Below are 20,287 nucleotides of genomic sequence, written 5' to 3' on the forward strand. Positions count from 1 at the left end.
CCTCACCCCTTCCTTGGCTGGACGGCGGGGGGGGGGGGTGCCGTCCGTGGGCAGCCACCTGCCTCTACTGCCTTACTTCTTCTCGTTGGCCGACTCGACCACCATGTCCAGCACGTACGCGACAGAGGAACCGTCGGCCGGCGGGTTGGCGATCTTGTAGCGCTTCACGCGCACCACGTTGCGCACGCCATCTTCGTGGGTGTAGCCCTCGATGGTGCCGTAGAAGTTCTCGAACTCACCCGGCGTGCCCTGCTTGAGGCCCTTGTCGTCGAAGGCCACTTCGCGGGTCTGCAGGCACTGCATGTTCGGAATCAGCGGGTGCGAGCACGGCTTGGTCTGCGCAGCCACTTCCAGGAACACCGTTTCGCCCGGGCCGCCGTAGCGGGTTTCGGCGGTCGGCTCGGGGGTGAACACCAGCACGTCGCCGCTGGCGGTGCGCAGGGTCAGCTGGCCTTCGCCGGCCAGTTCGGTCTTCAGCGCGCCTTCCAGGCGGCTGCCGATGGCCTGGTCGAGTGCCATCAGCGCCTTGTCGGTGCAGGCCATCATGGTCGAGGCCATCGGCGACACCGTCAGCGTGCCGTCGGCCAGGGTGTAGCTGCCGCCCATGCGGTTGCAGGTGTTGCTCACCGCGATGCGGCCATCCTGGAAGTCCAGCGTGACCGGCTTGTCTTCGCGTGCGAACAGCGCATCCACGCGCTTGCCGCTGGCATCGGTGGCGCTGTCCAGGCGCCAGTGGTTGCCCTGCAGGCGCTGCGCGTCGAGTGCCGCGACGGCCTTCTGATCGGCGGCGGCGGTCGGGGCCGGGGCCAGGTCATCGCCGCCGGTACCGGCGGGGGCGGTGGCGGACGGGTTGCTGCAGGCGGCCAGCAGGGCCAGCGGCAGGATCAGCATCAGGTTGCGGTTGCGGTTCATGCACATCTCCTTGGGAACCAGGGGAAAAACGCCGAGGCGTGAAAAACGGGGTTGTCGCGCGGCGTGCGTGTTCAGTTGCCAGCAGGCAACCACAGCAGCAGCGCAGCGCCCAGCACGATCCGGTACAGCGCGAACGCGGTGAAACGGTGGCCCTTGATGTAGCCAAGCAGCCACTTCACTACGATGAAGCCGGTGATGACCGCGGCAACGAAGGCCACACCCACGTCGGTCCAGTTCTCGGTGGCCAGCTTGCCGTCCTTGGCCAGTTCCAGGAACGCATACGCGCTGGCGGCGAACATGGTGGGGATGCCGACCAGGAACACGAACTCGGTGGCCGCCGCGCGGCGGCTGAGCCCGAACAGCATGGCGATGAAGATCGCCGCGGCCGACCGCGAGGTGCCGGGGAACACGCCGGCCACCACCTGGGCCAGGCCCACCAGGATGGCCACTGTCCAGCTGACCGTAGCGCGGTCGGGCAGGCGCGCGGCACGCGCTTCCACCAGGAGCATCCAGATGCCGCCGATGATCAGCGCCCAGGCCACCGGCGTGACCGTCTCGGGCAGCTCCCAGCCGGCCAGGCGGACCGGCAGGCCGACCACGGCGGTGACCAGAAATGCGGTGCCGAGCTTGAGCACGTAATCGCGGTTGTCGCGTTCGTGCAGGCCAGTGGCCAGCGACCACAGGCGCTGGCGGAACACCAGGGTGATCGCCAGGATCGCACCGGCCTGGATCACGATGTTGAAGAAGTCCGAGCGTGCCCCGAGCCAGTGCTGGGCGATCAGCAGGTGGCCGGTGCTGGAGATCGGCAGGAATTCGGTAAGGCCTTCGAGAATGCCCAACAGGAGGGCGGAGAGCAGGTCGGACATCGGCGGGCTGGGGCTCGGAATGGGTGAAATCGCGGTAGAGCATAGAACATCAAACCGCGCACCAAATGTGTGCGTGGTGCGGCCATTGCACCGTTATGGTGCGCACGGTTCAGCCACCAGCAGGGCGCACGCTCAACGAAATCAGCGACTTACGCCAAGAAAAAAGTTGGCACGCCGATTGCTCTATCCACGTACGCAATCATCCATCCGAGGTTTCACCGATGTCCGTGGAAAATGTTGAGAAGCTGATCAAGGACAACCAGATCGAGTTCGTCGACCTGCGTTTCGTCGATATGCGCGGTATCGAGCAGCACGTCACCTTCCCGGTCGGCATCGTGGAGCCGGCCCTGTTTGAAGAAGGCAAGATGTTCGACGGCAGCTCGATCGCCGGCTGGAAGGGCATCAACGAGTCGGACATGGTCCTGCTGCCGGATCCGGCCAGCGCCTACGTCGACCCGTTCTACGCCGACCCGACCCTGGTCATCAGCTGCGACATTCTCGACCCGGCCACCATGCAGCCGTACGGCCGCTGCCCGCGCGGCATCGCCAAGCGCGCCGAGGCCTACCTGAAGTCCTCCGGCATTGCCGAGCAGGCCTTCTTCGGCCCGGAGCCGGAGTTCTTCATCTTCGACTCGGTGCGCTTCGCCAACGACATGGGCCACACCTTCTTCAAGATCGATTCCGAAGAAGCGGCCTGGAGCACCGGCGACAAGTACGACGGCGCCAACAGCGGCTACCGTCCGGCAGTGAAGGGCGGCTACTTCCCGGTTCCGCCGACCGACTCGCTGCACGACCTGCGCGCTGAAATGTGCAAGACGCTGGAACAGGTCGGCATCGAAGTGGAAGTGCAGCACCACGAAGTGGCCACCGCCGGCCAGTGCGAAATCGGCACCAAGTTCAGCACCCTGGTGCAGAAGGCCGATGAGCTGCTGCGCATGAAGCACGTGATCAAGAACGTCGCCCACCGCAACGGCAAGACCGCCACCTTCATGCCCAAGCCGATCGTCGGCGACAACGGCAGCGGCATGCACGTGCACCAGTCGCTGTCCAAGGGCGGCGTCAACCTGTTCTCCGGCGACGGCTACGGCGGCCTGTCGCAGATGGCGCTGTGGTACATCGGCGGCATCTTCAAGCACGCCAAGGCGATCAACGCCTTCGCCAACTCCGGCACCAACAGCTACAAGCGCCTGGTCCCGGGCTTCGAAGCGCCGGTGATGCTGGCCTATTCGGCCCGCAACCGTTCGGCCTCGTGCCGCATTCCGTGGGTGTCCAACCCGAAGGCGCGCCGCATTGAAATGCGCTTCCCCGATCCGATCCAGTCCGGCTACCTGACCTTCACCGTGCTGATGATGGCCGGCCTGGACGGCATCCGGAACCAGATCGACCCGGGCGCACCGAGCGACAAGGACCTGTACGACCTGCCGCCGGAAGAAGAGAAGCTGATCCCGCAGGTCTGCTCCTCGCTGGACCAGGCCCTGGAAGCGCTGGACAAGGACCGTGAGTTCCTCAAGGCCGGCGGCGTGATGAGCGACGACTTCATCGATGGCTACATCGCGCTGAAGATGCAGGAAGTGACCCGCTTCCGTGCGGCGACCCATCCGCTCGAGTACCAGATGTACTACGCCAACTGAGCACCTGGCGACGATGACGAAGGACTTCCCTCCCACCTTCGTCGTCGTCGCCGCTTTGCAGAACTGCGGCGTGGCTGGGGAGTCACACCGCACGCAACACGTTTCACCAGGGGCAAGAGAGACCGGACGCGCATGGGCCCTTCCTCCCTCCCGCGTCACCGCTGGCGCCGCCCTTCGTGGGTGTCGGCACTGGCGTGGCCCATGCAACGTTCGGCGCAACGACCGGCGGCCATGTGCAAGTGGCCGCCGGTCGACCTGACATCGGCCTGCACGCGCGGGCCGGTTCCATCCACCATCGGGATATGCGCATGAAACTGATCTCCGCCATCATCCGGCCGTTCAAGCTCGACGAGGTCCGCGAGGCCCTCTCCGATGCAGGCGTGTCGGGCATCACCGTGACCGAGGTCAAGGGTTTCGGTCGCCAGAAGGGCCACACCGAGTTGTATCGCGGCGCGGAGTACGTCGTGGATTTCCTGCCGAAGATCAAGATCGAAACCGTGGTCACCGACGACCGGCTGGACGCGGTGGTCGAAGCGATCCAGAACGCGGCCGGCACCGGCAAGATCGGCGACGGCAAGATCTTCGTCACCGCGGTCGAGCAGGTCGTCCGCATCCGCACCGGCGAAATCGGCGCCGACGCGCTCTAACCCCCTTCGGAGCCCACAATGAAGACTTCTCTGTTCACCGGGTGGCAAGCCCGGTTCCATGCCGTGTGCCTGATGATGCTGGTCAGCGCGCTGGCGGTTGGTGCGTTCTCCGGCAACGCGCATGCACAGGCACAGGTCACCCCGGCGCCGTCGGAAACCGTCGCCGTTGAGCCGCTCACGACCGCGCAGGCTGCGCCGGTCGCCGAGGTGGCCGCTGCGGCCGCGCCGGCCTTCGATCACGGCGACGTGGCCTGGATGCTCACCTCCACGCTGCTGGTGCTGCTGATGGTGGTGCCCGGCCTGGCCCTGTTCTACGGCGGCCTGGTGCGGTCCAAGAACGTCCTGTCGATCCTCAGCCAGATCCTGGTGGTGTTCTCGCTGGTGCTGATGCTGTGGGTGGCCTATGGCTACAGCGCGGTGTTCAGCCAGGGCAATGCCTTCTTCGGCTCGTTCACCGAGTTCGCCTTCCTCAAGGGCTTCGCACCGGATTCGGTGGGCAACACGCCGATCAAGGGCTTGCCGGACTATCTGTTCGTCGCCTTCCAGTCCACGTTTGCCGGCATCACCACCGCCCTGATCGTCGGTGCCTTCGCCGAACGCATCAAGTTCAAGGCGGTGCTGCTGTTCTCGGCGCTGTGGTTCACCCTGAGCTACATCCCGATGGCGCACATCGTGTGGGGCGGCGGCTATCTGGGTGAGATGGGCGCGATCGACTTCGCCGGCGGCACCGTGGTGCACATCAATGCCGGCGTGGCGGGCCTGGTCGGCGCGTACTTCGTCGGCAAGCGCATCGGCTACGGCCAGACCGCGTTGAAGCCGCACAACGTGCCGTTCACCTACATCGGCGCGATGCTGCTGTGGGTGGGCTGGTTCGGCTTCAACGCCGGCTCGGCCGCCGCCGCCGATACCGTCGCCTCGCTCGCCTTCATCAACACCATCCTCGCCACGGCCGCCGCAGTGCTCGGCTGGACGCTGGTGGAAGCGGTGAGCAAGGGCAAGCCCTCGGCACTGGGCGCGGCCTCCGGCGCGGTGGCCGGCCTGGTCGGCATCACCCCGGCCTGCGGCACCGTCGGCCCGCTCGGCGCGATCGTGATCGGCCTGGTCGCCGGCGTGGTCTGCGTGTGGGGCGTCACCGGTCTCAAGCGCCTGCTGCGCGTGGACGACACCGCCGACGTGTTCGGCGTGCACGGCATCGGCGGCATCGTCGGCGCCATCCTCACCGGCGTGTTCAGCGCGCAGTCCCTGGGCGGCACCAAGGCCGACCTCGACATCGGCCACCAGGTCTGGGTGCAGGTGGTCAGCGTCGGCTTCACCATCGTCTGGTGCGCGGTGGTGACCGTGGCGATCCTGCTGGTGGTGCGCCTGGTGTTCGGCCTGCGCGTGACCGAGGAGGCAGAACGCACCGGCCTGGACGTCACCTCGCACGGCGAATCCGCATACGAGGCCTGACGTAGTGCCGGGCTCTGCCCGGCAAACGAACCACCCCGTAGTGCCGGGCTCTGCCCGGCAACAACAAACCACCCCGTAGTGCCGGGCTCTGCCCGGCACCGGAAGAAACAAGAAACGAGAGAGAGACGTTGTCTTGGCCGGTGTCCCGAAAGGAACACCGGCCATTTTTCTGCATTCGCGCCCCACGTCCCGATCGGCCACAATCCCCCCATGCACCGAATCCGCCTTCCGCTCGTGCTGCTCGCCGCCCTCCTGCTCGCCGCCTGCGCCAGCACCGACCTGCGCAGCCCGCTCGCCACCTGGGTGCCATCGCCGAACCACAACGCACGCGGCCCGGTCATCATCGTTCTGCACCACACCGACCAGGACAATGTGCAGCAGAGCCTGCACACCCTGCGTACTGCCAACAGCGGCGGCAGGGTCAGTTCGCACTACCTGGTGGGCGCCGACGGCCACATCTACCAGCTCGTCGCCGACAACCGCCGCGCCTGGCATGCCGGCGGTGGACGCTGGGGCGGGCTCACCGACCTCAACTCGACCTCGATCGGCATCGAGATCGACAACGACGGCAGCAGCCCGTTCGCGCCCGACCAGATTGCGGCCCTGATCCGCCTGCTCGACGATCTGTGCACGCGCCTGGACATCCCGCGCAGCCAGATCATCGCGCACGCCGACCTGGCCCCCGCGCGCAAGCAGGACCCGAGCCGCTTCTTCCCGTGGCAGCAGCTGGCCGAGGCCGGTTTCGGCGTGTGGCCGCGCGACGCCGATGGCCCCGCGCCGGCCGGGTTCGATCCGTGGCTGGCGCTGCAGGCCTTCGGTTACCCGCTGGACGATCGCGCCGCAGCGGCGGGGGCATTCCATCGCCGCTTCCGCGGCCGCGACGACCTGCCGCCCACGCTGGATGCCGAGGACGCCCGCATCCTGCATTCGCTGCTGCAGCAGGCGCGGTAGAGCCGGCGCCCGGTCGGCCCTACACTTCACTCTCTGCAGTCGCCACACGAACACCGCCCATGAAGGCCCAGCGCCGCACCGCCGCACGCCTGTGTACCGCCACGATCCTGCTGGCCTCGGTTCTGCTGGGCGGCTGCGCCGTCCAGAACACCCGCCCGGACGCGGCACCCGCCCGCACCTACGCCAACGCGGACTGGAACGCGTTGCCGGCCGTTTCCGACGCCGACCTGCAGGCCGGTTTCGCGGCCTGGCGCAGTGCCTGCCCGCGGCTGAAGAGCGATGCCACCTGGGCGCCCGTCTGCGCTGCGGCGGGCAACGTGGCGGCCACGCCGGCCGCCATCCGTGCGTTCCTGCAGGGCGCCCTCGATGTCTACGCCCTGCGTGCCGCCAGCAACCGCGCCGAGGGCCTGATCACCGGCTACTACGAGCCGATCTATCCCGGCAGCCTGACCCGCACCGCGCGCGCCACGGTGCCGGTGTACGGCGTGCCCGCCGACATGGTCAGCGTGCAGCTGGACAGCGTGTATCCCGAGCTCAAGGGCAAGCGCCTGCGGGGCCGCGTCGAGGGGCGCGTGCTCAAACCCTACGACGACGCGGCGCGCATCGCCGCGCATGGCGTCAACGCGCCGATCCTGGCCTGGCTGACTGATCCGATGGACCTGCAGTTCCTGCAGATCCAGGGCTCCGGCCGGGTCCAGCTCGACGATGGGCGCCACCTGCGCCTGGCCTATGCCGACCAGAACGGCCATCCCTACCGGCCGATCGGCCGCTGGCTGGTAGAGCAGGGCGCGTTGAGCAAAGAGGCGGTCAGCATGGACGCGATCCGCGGCTGGGCCCGGGCGCATCCGGCGCGGGTGCCCGAGCTGCTGGCGAGCAACCCCAGCTACGTGTTCTTCGCCAAGGGCGCCGAGGGCGATGACGGCCCGCGCGGTTCGTTGAACGTGCCCCTCACCGCCGGCTACAGCGTCGCGGTGGACCGCAGCGTGGTGCCGCTGGGCAGCCTGGTGTGGCTGTCCACCACGCGTCCGGACGGGTCGGCGCTGGTGCGGCCGGTGGCCGCGCAGGATACCGGCGGCGCCATCACCGGCGAGGTGCGCGCCGACCTGTTCTGGGGCACCGGTGAGGCGGCCGGCACCCTGGCCGGGCACATGAAGCAGAGCGGCCGCCTGTGGCTGCTGTGGCCCAAGGGCGTGGCGCTTCCTGCGCCTGGCGGCGGCTGATCGCCGCGCCCCTGCGGCGCGGCGGGGTATGCTGGCCAGACAACGCCCACCGTCCCGGATGATCGATGGCCCTTGCCCTGATCGCACTGCTCCTGATCGAAGTCGTCCTTCAGCTTGCGTGGGTTCCCCGGTATTTCGGCTGCGGGATCGTCGCGTTCACCGCACGCGTTCCCGCGCCGGCAGCGCTGCGCTCCCGCCTTGCGCTCAACGCCCTCGAACGTGATGTCGCCAACGGAACGTGGCTGCCGCTGGTCTTCCGCGCGTTGCCCGATGGCCGCATCGCCTTCCGCGAGAGCTTCTTTGTTTCGTTTGCGCGCCGCTACTACCCGGTGATGCGTGGCCTGGTGGCGGTGGACACCCGGCGCAACGAGGTCCGCGTCGTCGGCCTGTACAACTGGAACGCGTTGTTCATCACACTGGCAATTCCGCTGGCGAGCGCCATGATTCCGCGGGCGGCGCCGATGCTGCTGGTGCTGCCGGTGTTCGTGGCGAGCTACCTGATCCAGCGGCGGCGGTTTGCCGCAGTGGCCGATGCGGTGCGCGCGCAGCTGACCGATGTGGAATCGGTGGAGGTGCTCATGGCCCGCCGCATGCCGGCCCGGAGCACGCCATGAAGGTGACCCGCATCGTGGCCAACCTGCCGGCGCCCGACCCTGCGCTGGCCGATACGTTCTATCGCGACATCCTCGGGCTGCACGTGGCGATGGACCACGGATGGATCCGCACCTACGCCGGCGACGGCGAGATGACGGTACAGCTCAGCATCGCGTCAGAGGGAGGCTCGGGCACCGCGGTGCCCGATCTCTCCATCGAAGTGGACGACCTGGACGAAGCGCTGCGCCGGGTGAACCGGGCCGGTATCCCGCTGGCGTACGGCCCGGCCAATGAAGCCTGGGGCGTGCGGCGGTTCCATGTCCGCGATCCGCTGGGGCGGCTGGTCAACATCCTTCAGCACCTGTGAGCACGCGACGCCCGCGTATTCAGCGCGACGGCGTGCGCTCATTGAGCTCGGCCAGGGCGGCCAGGGCGGCCAGCGCGCTCGCGCTGGTCGGCTCGATCGTCAATGCGGTCTGGTAACTGCGGCGCGCGTCGTTCACGCGTCCGGACGCGAGGTAGGCTTCGCCGAGGCTGTCGTGCGCATTGGCCGAGCCCGGGTACCGCGCCACGCCCCATTCGAGGACGCGTACCGCCTCCTCCTTCCGGCCGGCCCGCAGGAACCTGTAGCCCAGCGTGTTGAATGCGCCTTCGCTGTGGTCGTACTCCGCGAGGCGGGTGCCCAGTTGTTGATATGCACGGACCATCGCATCGAACCCATCGCGGTAGGCGATGGGGGTCAACAGATCATCCAGGCTGCGCGCTGCCGGTTGCATCGGCTTGCCGTTGAGCACCTCCATCAGGTCCTTGCCCATCGCCACGACCAGGGCGCCCTGCCAGTAGTTGCTGAGGATGATCACGCTGTCCTGGTGCGGCTCCGAGCGCAGGTAGTAGCTCTGGTAGCCCGGGATGCTGCCGGTATGGGAGACCACCGGCAGCGCGCTGCCATCGGCGAGCGTCCAGCGCTCCACGTTCCAGCCGAAACCGTAGGCCCCCGCCTGCACCTGCAGCATGCGCTGCCGCGACGCCGCGCTGAGCAGCTGCTCGCCGTACAGCGCCCGGTCGAACCGGTAGAGATCCTCGGCCGTGCTGTAGATGCCTGCAGCCGCGTAGGACACGGACGGGTCGATCCGCTGCGGATGCACCAGCGTTCCCTGCGGGGTCCGGGTATACCCGTCGGCCAGTCCGTCCAGCACGGCGGCGTCGGTGAACAGTCCGCTGGCGGTCATGCCGGCCGGCGCGAAGATGCGCGCCTGCAGGTTGTCCGCGAGCGACTGCCCGGTGACGTGTTCGATCAGCAGGCCGAGAAGGAAGTAGCCGTTGTTGTTGTAGCGCCACTGCCCGGCATCGTCCTGCCGGGTCGGCGGGATCCATTCGCGCGCGAAGTCCATCGGCGCGTAGCTGCGGCGGGCGGCGGTGTGCCACCACGGATCGGTGTAGCGGCCAGGCAGGTCGGCAAGGCCGGAGGTATGGCTGAGCAGCTGGGCGACGGTGACGGATGCGGCCGGCGTGTGCGCGTACAGATCCGGCAGGTAGTCGCCCAGGGTCCCGTCCAGCCGCAGCGTTCCCTGCTGCACCAGCTGCATCGTCAGCGTGGCCACCAGCGGCTTGGTCAGTGAGCCGATGCGGTAGCGCGCGTCGGTGCGGCTCGGCACGGACCATTCGACATTGGCCTTTCCATACGCGGCACGCAGCAGCACCTTGCCCTCCCGCGCGACCAGCACCGTGCCGTTGAACCCGCGCCGGTCCGCGTAGCTGTCCACCAGCTGCTGCAGCTCGGCGGTCGTGGCCACGGCGTTGGCCAGGCCGGGGGAACCGCAGAGAAGCACGACAACACCACACAGTAGGGCGAAGGGGCGCATACAGGTCCTGGCAAGGAGGGAGGAAGCGCATCCTTGAACGTGACTACAGGTGTAGTCAAGTGACCGATGGCACGTGTTGCCGCGCCGCGATGACGCCTACCGTGACGCGCCTGCGACGCCATCAACGGCGTGACCACGATCAGGCGCAACGACGCCGTTTTGCACTACATTGGTGCAATGACCGCCGCACTCGTTCCCCCCGCCCTCGACGCTCTCGGCACGCCGGTCGCCTGGGCCGACGCCGACGGCCGCGTGGCCGGCTGCAATCCCGCGTTTTCGCGCTGGCTGGGGGTCAGCGGGCGCCGCCTGGTCGGCCAGCCGCTGGCCTCGCTGGAAGTGCAGGGCGAGGCGCTGGCCCACTTCCTGGCCCGCGACGAGCGCGATGTCCTGCGCCTGCACCGGTTGGCGCTGGCCTTGCCCGGCGACGCGCCCCGTTTCGCCGAGGGCTGGCTCAGCCGCTGGGATGCGGGCGGGTGGCTGCTGGAGGCGCATCCGGTCGACGAGTTTCCCGGGCTGGACCCGACCCAGGCGCTGCCCAGCGCGCTCAGCGCCGCGCTCAAAGGCCTGGCGCACGAGCTGCGCAATCCGCTGGCCGGTCTCAAGGGCGCGGCCCAGCTGCTGGCCCGGCGCAATGCCCAGCGCGACCCCGACGAGCGCGAGCTGATCGACCTGATCAGTTCGGAGATCGAGCGCCTCAACGGCCTGCTCGAACAACTGCTGTCGCCCGCGCCGGCCGCGCCGCACGCCCCGTTGAACATCCACGCCTCGCTGGAGCGCGTGCTGCGCCTGGCCGAGAGCGAGGGCGGCTGGGCGGTGCGCGTACAGCGCGACTACGACCCGAGCATTCCCGAATTCGACGGCGACGCCGACCGCCTGACCCAGGCGGTGTGGAACCTGGTGCGCAACGCGATCCAGGCCGGCGCCGGTACGGTGACGCTGCGTACGCGTGTGGAACATGGCGTGCGCATCACCGACCACCTGCACCCGCTGGCGCTGCGGCTGGAGATCGCCGACGACGGCCGCGGCGTTCCCGAGGAACTGGCCGAGCATCTGTTTCTGCCCCTGGTCAGCGGCCGCGCCGAAGGCACCGGCCTGGGCCTGGCGCTGGCCCAGCAGGTCGCACGCGAACACCGCGGCAGCCTGACCTACCGCTCGCGCCCGGGCCACACCGTATTCACCGTGCTGCTGCCGATCGGCGGCAGCGCGCCTGACGAGGAGGCGGCCACGCATGGCTGATCCAGTACCGTCCACCGGCCAGCGTGTCTGGGTGGTCGACGATGACCGCGCGGTGCGCTTCGTGCTGTGCACCGCGCTGCGCGATGCCGGCTACCAGGTCGACGGCTTCGACGGGGCGGCCGCAGCGCTGTCGGCGCTGGAGGCGCAGGCGGTGCCGGACCTGCTGTTCACCGACGTGCGCATGCCCGGCGATGACGGCCTGGTGCTGCTCGACAAACTCAAGGCCGCGCACCCGCAGCTGCCGGTGATCGTGATGTCGGCCTACACCGATGTGGCCAGCACCGCTGGCGCGTTCCGCGGCGGCGCGCAGGAATTCCTGTCCAAGCCGTTCGACCTGGATGACGCGGTGGCGTTGGCGCAGCGCGTGCTGCCGGCACCGGATGCGGCGCTTGCCGCCCCCAGCGAACCCGCCGCGCCCTCCGCACCGGACCAGCGCCCGCAGCTGGTCGGTGACACCCCGGCGATGCGCGCGCTGTTCCGCGCGATCGGGCGGCTGGCGCAGGCGCCGTTGTCGGTATTGATCAATGGCGAAACCGGCACCGGCAAGGAGCTGGTGGCGCATGCGCTGCACCATGAATCGCCGCGCGCGGCCGGCCCGTTCGTGGCGCTCAACACCGCCGCGATCCCCGCCGAACTGCTGGAGAGCGAACTGTTCGGCCATGAGGCCGGCGCATTCACCGGCGCCCAGCGCCGCCACGTGGGACGCTTCGAACAGGCCCACGGCGGCACGCTGTTCCTGGATGAAATCGGCGACATGCCGTTGCCGCTGCAGACCCGCCTGCTGCGCGTGCTGGCCGAGGGCGAGTTCTTCCGCGTCGGCGGACGCGAACTGATCCGGGTCGATGTGCGCGTGATCGCCGCCACCCACCAGGATCTCGAATCGCTGGTCGCGCAGGGCCGCTTCCGTGCCGATCTGCTGCATCGTCTCGACGTGGTGCGGTTGCGCCTGCCGGCGCTGCGCGAACGCCGCGACGACATCGCCCAGCTCGCCGACACCTTCCTCGCCGCCGCCACGCGCAAGCTCGATACCCCGCCCAAACGCCTCACCGCCGCTGCCGTGCAGGCGCTGCGCGAACACGACTGGCCCGGCAACGTGCGCGAGCTGGAGAACGTGTGCTGGCGCATGGCGGCGCTGGCGGCGTCGGACACCATCGGCGTGGCCGATGTCGACAGCGCGCTGCATCGCGGTGGCAGTCCGCGCGCGCGCGCCTCCGGCGATCCCGGGCAATGGGAAACGCTGCTGTCGGCCTGGGCACGGCAACGCCTGGCCGAGGGCGCCGAAGGCCTGCATGCGCAGGTGCGCGAGCGGGTCGACCAGGCGTTGCTGGAGGCCGCCCTGCAGATCACCCACGGCCGCCGTGCCGAAGCCGCCGCGCGGCTGGGCATGGGCCGCAATACCCTCACCCGCAAGCTCGGCGCCGGCCGCCGCCGTGGCGCATGAACCGCGCGTCGCGGTCGCGTGTGCGGCGCGTGTCCCCTCTTTCATGGCCCGTGGACGACGCCACGGCTAGCTTGGCACCAAGGAGTTTTCCCATGCGCAGTTCCCGTCTCGTCCTGCTCGCGTCCACCACGCTGGTTCTGGCCGCGTGCGGCACCACCCCGCCGCCGCGCCCGAGCGCCCCGCCGGTACCGCTGGTCAGCACCGCCCAGCTGGCCGAAGCCAATCTGGCGCCGGCCTCGGCCAGCCTGGTCAGTGGCCGCCTGGCGCTGGTGCCCGACGCGCGCGGCGTGCACATCACCGGGGTGATCGGTGGCCTGCAGCCGCTGCAGACCGCCGCCTTCCATGTGCACGAGCGCGGCGATTGCAGCGCGGTGGATGCCAGCAGCGCCGGCCCGCACTTCAATCCCACCGGGCAGGCGCATGGCCGCAACAGCGCTGGCGCGCATCATGCCGGCGACATGGACAACCTGCGTGCCGATGCGCAGGGCCGGGTCAATGTGGATGTGCGGCTGCCAGCGGTTACGCTGGGCGGCGGCGCAGCCACCGATATCGCCGGACGTGCACTGGTCGTGCATGCCAATGCCGACGATTACCGCAGCCAGCCCGCCGGCAACGCCGGCGCCCGAATCGCCTGCGGCGTCATCCGCGTCACGCGCTGAGCGCACGACCGGCCGACGTCCGCACTTCCACCGCTACCTGCAAGGAGATCCACATGCGTCTGATCCATACCGCGTTGTTCGCCGCCATCGCCACGCTCGGCCTGAGCGCCTGCAACAAGCCGGCCGATACCACCCCCGAAGCCACCCCGGCTGCCGAAGCCACCGCCGCGCAGCCGACCGCCGAAGCCACCCCGGACGCACCGCCGGCGATGATGAGCAGCGATGCCCATGCCAACCACAGCGCCGTCGCCGATCTGGCGCCGACCCAGGGCAATGCCGTCAAGGGCAACGTCACCTTCAGCGTCATCGACGGCAAGGTCCACGTGAAGGGCGACGTCAGCGGCCTCAAGCCCAACAGCGAACACGGCTTCCATATCCATGAGACGGGCGACTGCAGCGCGCCGGACGGCGCCAGCGCCGGCGGCCACTTCAACCCGGGCAAGGAAGATCACGGCAGCGTGGCCGCCACCCCGCACCACGGTGGCGACATGCCCAACATCAAGGCCGATGCGCAGGGCAACGCCGTGGTCGACGCCGACGTGTCGACCAACGTCAACATCGGCAAGGGCGATGGTTTCGACATCATCGGCCGTGGCCTGATCGTTCATGCCGACGCCGACGACTACAAGACCCAGCCGACCGGCAACGCCGGCGCCCGCCTGGCCTGCGCGGTGATCAAGGCCGCGCCGTAACCGACACGACGCAGAACGAAAACCGCCGGCAAATGCCGGCGTTTTTTTTGGCTGGGCATCACCGGATGCCGGGCGCGGTCAGCCCGCCATCAACCCGCGGGCGTCCTGCCCGGCTTCGCAATGCACGAACAGCACCGGCAGCCCGTGGGCTTCCAGCACCGCGGCCATCTGCCGCTGGCGGATCAGGTACTGGTCGTAGATCCCCTGCAGGCGATCACAGTCGCCACTGCCGTGGTTGTAGTGCGCGCACCAGCCGGCGGGATCGAACAGCGCCATACGCACTTCGCCATCGGCGTATCGAAGCAGCGGTTCCGGGGCGGCATCCACCCATTCCTCGGCCTGCGGCGCCATCAACGCGGTCTCGATCAACGGCCACAGCACCGCCAGGCCCTGGTTGTCGTACTGCATCGACATCATCGCCGCGAGGTCGTTCACGGTGAAGAAGCGGGCGTGCTCGATCTGCGCGCCGAACGCGTTCTGCGCCAGCAGGGCGGTGTCCGGCTGGGCCATGCCCTGGGCCAGCAGCACGTCCTCCAGGGCCTCGGCCACGGCGGCGGTCTGCGCCACGTCGGTGCCGGTCAGCAGGAACGGCACCACCCGCAGCCCACCGCCGGTGAGGCTGGCATCGGCCTGGAACGGCAGCGGCACGTCGCCGTCGGCGCCGGCCCCGAAGGCCAGCAGGCGCGGGCCCTGGCTGCGGCCCGGCGCACGCATCTGCAGTTCTTCCAGGCGGCGGTGGATCGGCCAGCCCGGGCGGAGCACTTCGGCCGGGTCGAAATGGGCGCCGGCGAAGACAAAGTCCAGCGCACTGACGCCAGGCACCAGTTTGGCCAGGTCGCGGCCGATGCGGTCGGCCAGTTCACCGGCCTGTTCGGATGACAGCGCGGCATGGCGCGGCGCGTCGCCGCCGGCCAGTTCCAATGCCAGTACGCCAAGGGCATTCATGCCGTGGTCGGGTTTGCTCATGGTTTCACGGTTGGCCCATCACAGGGCGGCAGCTACACTTGCCCCCATTATGCCTGCTCCTTCGTGCAGGCCATGTTGCAGACACCCCTCCCATGCCAGGTATCTCCATGCCCAACGCCCGTCCCGTCGCCATCCTCGGTGGCGTCCGCATCCCGTTCTGCCGCCAGAACACGGCCTATTCGGACGTCGGCAACCTCGGCATGTCGGTGCGCACGCTCGGGGCGCTGGTGGAGCGCTTCGGCCTGCACGGCCAGCAGCTCGGCGAAGTGGCGATGGGCGCGGTGATCAAGCACTCCAGCGACTGGAACCTGGGCCGCGAGGCCACCCTGTCCTCGGGGCTGTCGCCGCTGACGCCGGGCATCACCATGCAGCGCGCCTGCGGCACCTCGCTGGACACCATCATCGCGGTGGCCAACAAGATCGCACTGGGCCAGATCGAATCGGGCATCGGCGGCGGGTCGGACACCACCTCCGACGTGCCGATCGTGTACGGCAAGAAGCTGCGCGCACGCCTGCTGGCCGCCAACCGCGCCAAGACCACCGGTGACAAGTTCAAGGCGCTTACCCGCGGTTTCAAGCTCAGCGAGCTCAAGCCCGAGTTCCCCGGCGTGGCCGAACCGCGCACCGGCAAGAGCATGGGCGACCACTGCGAGGACATGGCCAAGGAGTGGAACATCTCCCGCGACTCGCAGGACGAATGGGCGGTGTCCTCGCACAAGAAGCTGGCGGCCGCCTATGAGCGCGGTTTCTTCAACGACCTGATCGCCCCGTTCCGCGGCGTCGAGCGCGACAACATCCTGCGCGCCGACACCTCGCTGGAAAAGCTGGCCACGCTCAAGCCGGCGTTCGACAAGGTGTCCGGCCGCGGCACGCTGACCGCCGCCAACTCCACCCCGCTCACCGACGGCGCCTCGGCCGTGCTGCTGGCCAGCGAGGAATGGGCGCGCGCGCATGGCCACGAGCCGCTGGCCTACCTGCGCGATTCGCAGGTGGCCGCGGTCGATTTCGTGCACGGCGAAGGCCTGCTGATGGCGCCCACGATTGCCGTGCCGGAAATGCTCAAGCGCAATGGCCTGACCCTGCAGGATTTCGACATCTACGAAATCCACGAAGCGTTCGCCGCGCAGGTGCTGTGCACGCTGCGCGCGTGGGAAAGCGAAGACTACTGCCGCAACCGCCTGGGCCTGGACGCACCGCTGGGCAGGATCGACCCGGCCCGGATCAATCCGCTGGGCTCCTCGCTGGCCACCGGCCACCCGTTCGCCGCTACCGGCGCGCGCGTGATCGCCACGGCGGCCAAGCAGCTGGCCGAACGCGGCGGTGGCCGCGCGCTGGTGTCGATCTGTACCGCCGGCGGCATGGGCGTGGTGGCGATCGTCGAACGCTGACGGTGCCGATGCGCGCATGAAAAAGGCCGCCCTCGGGCGGCCTTTTTCGTTGCCGGGCAGCGCCCGGCGCTACGGCAGGCGGGGATTGCCGTAGTCGTCGCGCTCGTCGCGAACCACCACCACCGGGTCGACGGGCGTCACCGGCTGCGGCTGCGCCATCAACGACTGCTCCTCCACCGTGGCACGCTCGGTCACGGCGGGGGCCGGCTCGCTGGCGCGGGCCAGCGCCACACTGTCCTCGCCGCGCTGCTGGCGCAGCGCATTGGCGAAGCACTGCGCGGCCAGCGTGGCGTCGCCACGCTCAAGGAACACCTCGCCCAGCGCCTCCCAGGCGGCCGGGCCGGCACCGGCGGCGATCGCGCGGTGCAGGTAATCCTCCGCCGCTGCGTGCTGGCGCTGGCGCACGGCGATGCGGCCCAGCGCCAGCAGCAGTGCCGGGCTGGCCGGGTGGTTGGCCAGCCAGCGCTGCAGGTTGGCCTGGCGCGTGGCCAGCTTGTCCACCGGCATCTGCCCGTACAGCGTCACCAGCGATTCGTCCCAGCGCGTGTCGAGGGCCTGTTCCAGGGTCAGCAGGGCCGGTTCGTCCCAGTCCAGCGCCACCGCGCGCAGGGCGTAGCCGGCCACCACATCGGGATCGCTGCGCAGTGCCTTCGGCGTGGCTTCCCACTGCGCGGCCAGCGCATTGACGTCACCGGCTTCCAGCAGCGACTGCGCGGCCAGGCGGGCTTCCAGTTCGGCCACCGCGTCATCGGGCAGCACCTTCTGCTTGCGCAGCGCGCCGAGCTGCCCATAGGCCTCGTGCGCGCGTTCGGCACGCGCCAGCGCCTCGGTGCGCAGCCACAAACCGCGCGGCGGCAGCGGCTGGATCGCCGCCACGTCGAGCGCATTGATCGCATCCACCGGGCGTTCCTGGCCGAGCAGACGTTCGGCGAGCAGCAGCGCGTGGCTGGTGGCGTCTTCGCCAGCCAGACGCTGCAGGTACTGGTTGGCGGCGGCCTCGTCTTCGCGTGCCTGCGCACTGCGCACCGCCGTGGCCAGCGCCACCGCGCTGACCTCCTTGTCCTCGGCTGCGGCGCCGAGCAGCTTCTCCGCGCGCTGCCAGTGGCCGTACTCGTGCGCCTGCAGGCCTTCAGTCAGGCGCGCACGGCCCTGCTTGCGGCGGTAGCGGCCCCACGCCCGGAACGGCGCGGCCACCAGGCTCCACAGCAGCCACAGCAACAGCAGTGCCACCAGCACCGCCAGCGCCACCTGCGGCACCGTGGATCGGTAGTCGTTGCCGGCGTAGCGGTAGATCACTTCGCCGAACTGGCGCAGCGAGTCGGCGCCGAGCCACTGCGCGGCGATCACGCCGAGCGCAACAGCCAACAGAAGAACCACAAGGGACTGGAATGGCTTCATCGATCATCTCCCATCGCGCATGGCGCGCAGTTGCTGCAGGGTGCTGCCCAGTTCGGGCAGGGTGGGGCGCAGCGTGCGGGTGCGCAGATGCTGCAGTTCACCACGCCGCTCGCGCAGGGCGGGTGAATCCGGCCACAGCCGCGGCAGCCACAGCGCCACCCGGTCCAGTGCCTGTTCATAGCCGGCCTGGTCGCCGCGTTCGATCGCGGCACGGGCCAGGGTCAGTTCCAGCTGCAGGGAATCCCACGCCGCGACGCGCTCGGCATCGGTCAGCGGGCCCTGCGTGCGGGTCGGGGTAATGGTCACGAACGGGGCCAGCACCTGGTGCCACCACGGTGTGGCGGCGGTCGTGGCATCGCCGGCCACCGCGTCGGGCAGGGCGGTCAGCGCGCGGGCGAACGCGGCCAGCGCGGTACTGGCCTGCGCCCGCGCACCGGGGCCCTGCGCATCGAGCGCGTTGCGCTCCTGCATCAGCGCCTGGCGCAGGTTGAGGTAGTCACCGCCCTGGATGTCGCCCAGCGCATTGGCGGCCAGCGCATACAGGCGCCTGGCGCCGTCCACGTCGTCGGCGAAGGCCAGCCGCTGACCGGCCTGGCTCAGCAGCAGTTCGGCCTCTTCCAGCTGCAGCGCCTGCGCGCCATGCCGGGTGCTGTCGGCGAGCTTGGCCAGGTTGTCTTCCAGCAGGGCATTGCGCTGGCTCAGGCCGAGCATCTCATCGCGCAGCACGCGGTTGGTGGCCGCCGCATCCTGGACCCGCTGCGAGGTGGAGCGCTGGTCGCGGCGCAGGGCCTCCACGCTGTCGAGCAGCCCCTGCAACTGCAGGCTGGCGTTCTCGTCGCGCTGCCGGGCCTGCGCCTGCTGCGCCTGCCACTGCGTCCACCCCCAGGCGCCACCGCCGCCGACCACAAGCAGGCCCAGCACCGGAACGATCCAGCGCAGGGGACGACGGGCGGGAGGGGGCGAATCGGCTTCATTCATACAGGCATCCTTGTCGCGCGCGCCGGGCTGTCCGCTGGCTGGCGAGCGACGTGGTGCACAGCATCACCTGCCGCCCGCGCTGCCTGCAAGACCGTGGGAAACGCGGGTTCAGCAAGTTGCGCGTCGTGTGATCGCCGTGTGCGCCGCCTGTACCAGCTGCGCGGGGAGCGGGCCGTCGGCCTGCACCACGCGCATGAAGCCGGCGGCGCCGGCCTGCGTGGCCAGCCGCTCGCTGGCCGCCACCACCCAGGCCTGCCGCAGGGGCGCCTGCAGATCCTCAGGCAGGTGCGCCAGCAATCGCGTCAGCGCATCGGCGCTGCTCAACGCCAGCGCCCACGGTGGCGGCGCATGGCGCAGCCGCTGCAGAGTCCGGGCAGACAGTGTCAGCGGCTGCCGCAGGTAGACGTCGGCGCGCAGCAACTGCGCACCACGGGCCTGCAGCGTGGCGGCGATGATGCCGCGCCCGCCCGGCGCGGTGACCAGGCCGGCGCGCAGGCCGTCCAGGGTCGCCAGGGCCGGCAGTGCCAGCAGCCCTTCGCTGTCCATCCGCGCCGGGGCCTGGATGTCGCGCGCGCCGGCGCGCTGCAGTGCCGCTGCGGTGCCGCTGCCGACCGCCAGCCACTGCCCCGGATGCGGCGCATCGAGCCGGGCCAGGCGTGCGGCGGCCACCACGGCGGCCGGGCTGCTGAAGACCACCCGGTCGGCCCCCAGTGCCGCGTGCAGCGCGGCACGGGTGTCCGCGTCGCTGCGCGCGCGCAGCGCCCACGGCGAAAGCGCGAGAGTGGTGGCGCCCAGCGCCTGGGCGGCGCGCCGCATCGGTGCGTGCTGGCCGCGCGGGCGCAGCGACAGCAGGGTCCAGCGCGGTGGATTTGCTTCGGTGTCCATTGCGGGCATTATGCGAGCCCTTCGACGCCGTTGCCCTCCGATGTCCGTTTCCGATTCCCTGCCCGCGCAGCTGGCTGCGCTGCAACACGTGCTGGACCGCATGCCGCCGGTCGCGGCAATGCAGATCCGCGTCCACGACTACCGTGACGGCGTGTTGCGCCTGCAGGCGCCGCTGGCAGCCAATGTGAACGACAAGGGCAACGCCTTCGGCGGCAGTCTGGCCTCGGCCCTGACGCTGTCCGGCTGGGCACTGGTCACCCTGCGCCTGCGCCTGGCCGGCTTCGATGCCGATGTCTACGTGGCCGACAGCCACGTGCGCTACCTGTCGCCGGTGTACGGCGACCTCCAGGCCGAGGCCCAGGCCGACGCAGAGTCCGACTGGGACGGCTTCCTGGCCACCTTCGCCCAGCGCGGCAAGGCGCGGATCGGTCTCACCGCCCGCCAGCCGGGCAGCGCCGGCAAGCCGGCCGCCGAGCTCAGCGGGCGCTTCGTGGCCTTCGCGAGAGGGTAGG

Annotated in this window: 20 protein-coding genes; 13 read left to right on the forward strand and 7 right to left on the reverse strand. The window is 69.7% G+C overall.

Annotation, left to right across the window (positions count from 1 at the left end; genetic code table 11):
• Positions 1-72: 72 nt before the first annotated feature.
• Both ACO6VK_RS15850 and ACO6VK_RS15855 read right to left on the reverse strand, forming a co-directional pair.
• Positions 73-918, reverse strand: coding sequence for an META and DUF4377 domain-containing protein (locus ACO6VK_RS15850; protein WP_017357052.1), 846 nt, complete (start codon positions 916-918; stop codon positions 73-75).
• Between the two features lie 65 nt (positions 919-983).
• Positions 984-1,778 carry an undecaprenyl-diphosphate phosphatase gene (locus tag ACO6VK_RS15855; protein ID WP_422508774.1) on the reverse strand — a complete coding sequence of 265 codons (795 nt, stop codon included), beginning with the start codon at positions 1,776-1,778 and terminating at the stop codon, positions 984-986.
• A gap of 221 nt (positions 1,779-1,999) precedes the next feature.
• On the opposite strand from ACO6VK_RS15855, the gene glnA reads away from it, so the two are divergent.
• From glnA to ACO6VK_RS15890, 7 genes are all read left to right on the forward strand, one after another.
• On the forward strand, positions 2,000-3,409 hold the full coding sequence (gene glnA, locus ACO6VK_RS15860) for a type I glutamate--ammonia ligase (RefSeq protein ID WP_411849443.1): 1,410 nt from the start codon (positions 2,000-2,002) through the stop codon (positions 3,407-3,409).
• A 308-nt stretch (positions 3,410-3,717) separates the two neighbouring features.
• Positions 3,718-4,056 carry a P-II family nitrogen regulator gene (locus ACO6VK_RS15865; RefSeq protein ID WP_026070924.1) on the forward strand — a complete coding sequence of 113 codons (339 nt, stop codon included), beginning with the start codon at positions 3,718-3,720 and terminating at the stop codon, positions 4,054-4,056.
• Positions 4,057-4,074: 18 nt separating this feature from the next.
• On the forward strand, positions 4,075-5,505 hold the full coding sequence (locus ACO6VK_RS15870; RefSeq protein WP_422508776.1) for an ammonium transporter: 1,431 nt from the start codon (positions 4,075-4,077) through the stop codon (positions 5,503-5,505).
• A gap of 210 nt (positions 5,506-5,715) precedes the next feature.
• Entirely contained in the window at positions 5,716-6,456 is a 741-nt protein-coding gene (locus ACO6VK_RS15875) for an N-acetylmuramoyl-L-alanine amidase (protein ID WP_422508778.1), read from the forward strand.
• Positions 6,457-6,515: 59 nt separating this feature from the next.
• Positions 6,516-7,676, forward strand: coding sequence for a murein transglycosylase A (locus ACO6VK_RS15880; RefSeq protein WP_422508779.1), 1,161 nt, complete (start codon positions 6,516-6,518; stop codon positions 7,674-7,676).
• A gap of 65 nt (positions 7,677-7,741) precedes the next feature.
• Complete coding sequence (locus tag ACO6VK_RS15885) at positions 7,742-8,290, forward strand: hypothetical protein (protein WP_422508781.1); 549 nt, start codon at positions 7,742-7,744, stop codon at positions 8,288-8,290.
• On the forward strand, positions 8,287-8,637 hold the full coding sequence (locus tag ACO6VK_RS15890; RefSeq protein WP_422508783.1) for a VOC family protein: 351 nt from the start codon (positions 8,287-8,289) through the stop codon (positions 8,635-8,637). The genes ACO6VK_RS15885 and ACO6VK_RS15890 overlap by 4 nt, the downstream gene beginning before the upstream one ends.
• Before the next feature lie 19 nt (positions 8,638-8,656).
• Here the strand turns inward: ACO6VK_RS15890 and ACO6VK_RS15895 are convergent, their stop codons facing one another.
• On the reverse strand, positions 8,657-10,099 hold the full coding sequence (locus ACO6VK_RS15895) for a serine hydrolase (RefSeq protein WP_422508785.1): 1,443 nt from the start codon (positions 10,097-10,099) through the stop codon (positions 8,657-8,659).
• Positions 10,100-10,309: 210 nt separating this feature from the next.
• On the opposite strand from ACO6VK_RS15895, the gene ACO6VK_RS15900 reads away from it, so the two are divergent.
• From ACO6VK_RS15900 to ACO6VK_RS15915, 4 genes are all read left to right on the forward strand, one after another.
• Positions 10,310-11,368 (forward strand): two-component system sensor histidine kinase NtrB, encoded by a 1,059-nt coding sequence (locus ACO6VK_RS15900; RefSeq protein WP_422508787.1) that lies wholly within the window; start codon positions 10,310-10,312, stop codon positions 11,366-11,368.
• Positions 11,361-12,809 carry a nitrogen regulation protein NR(I) gene (ntrC, locus tag ACO6VK_RS15905; RefSeq protein WP_422508789.1) on the forward strand — a complete coding sequence of 483 codons (1,449 nt, stop codon included), beginning with the start codon at positions 11,361-11,363 and terminating at the stop codon, positions 12,807-12,809. Before ACO6VK_RS15900 ends, ntrC begins: the two co-directional genes overlap by 8 nt.
• Positions 12,810-12,901: 92 nt before the next feature.
• A complete protein-coding gene (locus ACO6VK_RS15910) occupies positions 12,902-13,468 on the forward strand; it encodes a superoxide dismutase family protein (RefSeq protein ID WP_422508791.1) in 567 nt (188 codons plus the stop codon).
• Positions 13,469-13,521: 53 nt separating this feature from the next.
• Positions 13,522-14,160 carry a superoxide dismutase family protein gene (locus tag ACO6VK_RS15915; RefSeq protein WP_422508793.1) on the forward strand — a complete coding sequence of 213 codons (639 nt, stop codon included), beginning with the start codon at positions 13,522-13,524 and terminating at the stop codon, positions 14,158-14,160.
• Positions 14,161-14,238: 78 nt separating this feature from the next.
• Here ACO6VK_RS15915 and ACO6VK_RS15920 read toward each other — a convergent pair whose 3' ends face one another.
• Positions 14,239-15,126, reverse strand: coding sequence for a hypothetical protein (locus tag ACO6VK_RS15920; protein ID WP_422508795.1), 888 nt, complete (start codon positions 15,124-15,126; stop codon positions 14,239-14,241).
• 92 nt (positions 15,127-15,218) lie between these two features.
• On the opposite strand from ACO6VK_RS15920, the gene ACO6VK_RS15925 reads away from it, so the two are divergent.
• Positions 15,219-16,514, forward strand: a complete 1,296-nt coding sequence (locus tag ACO6VK_RS15925; protein ID WP_026070665.1) for an acetyl-CoA C-acetyltransferase — start codon at positions 15,219-15,221, stop codon at positions 16,512-16,514.
• 69 nt (positions 16,515-16,583) lie between these two features.
• Here ACO6VK_RS15925 and ACO6VK_RS15930 read toward each other — a convergent pair whose 3' ends face one another.
• The 3 genes from ACO6VK_RS15930 to ACO6VK_RS15940 all read right to left on the reverse strand — a co-directional run bounded on the left by ACO6VK_RS15930 (position 16,584) and on the right by ACO6VK_RS15940 (position 19,775).
• Entirely contained in the window at positions 16,584-17,912 is a 1,329-nt protein-coding gene (locus tag ACO6VK_RS15930; RefSeq protein WP_422508797.1) for a heme biosynthesis protein HemY, read from the reverse strand.
• A gap of 3 nt (positions 17,913-17,915) precedes the next feature.
• Positions 17,916-18,890 (reverse strand): hypothetical protein, encoded by a 975-nt coding sequence (locus ACO6VK_RS15935; protein ID WP_422508799.1) that lies wholly within the window; start codon positions 18,888-18,890, stop codon positions 17,916-17,918.
• A 108-nt stretch (positions 18,891-18,998) separates the two neighbouring features.
• Positions 18,999-19,775: a uroporphyrinogen-III synthase gene (locus ACO6VK_RS15940; RefSeq protein WP_422508801.1), complete on the reverse strand. Its 777-nt coding sequence runs from the start codon at positions 19,773-19,775 to the stop codon at positions 18,999-19,001.
• 40 nt (positions 19,776-19,815) lie between these two features.
• On the opposite strand from ACO6VK_RS15940, the gene ACO6VK_RS15945 reads away from it, so the two are divergent.
• Positions 19,816-20,286, forward strand: a complete 471-nt coding sequence (locus ACO6VK_RS15945) for a YiiD C-terminal domain-containing protein (protein WP_422508803.1) — start codon at positions 19,816-19,818, stop codon at positions 20,284-20,286.
• Position 20,287 lies beyond the last annotated feature (1 nt).

This window comes from Stenotrophomonas sp. GZD-301 (assembly GCF_049310345.1).
In the GTDB taxonomy this organism is placed as follows: domain Bacteria; phylum Pseudomonadota; class Gammaproteobacteria; order Xanthomonadales; family Xanthomonadaceae; genus Stenotrophomonas.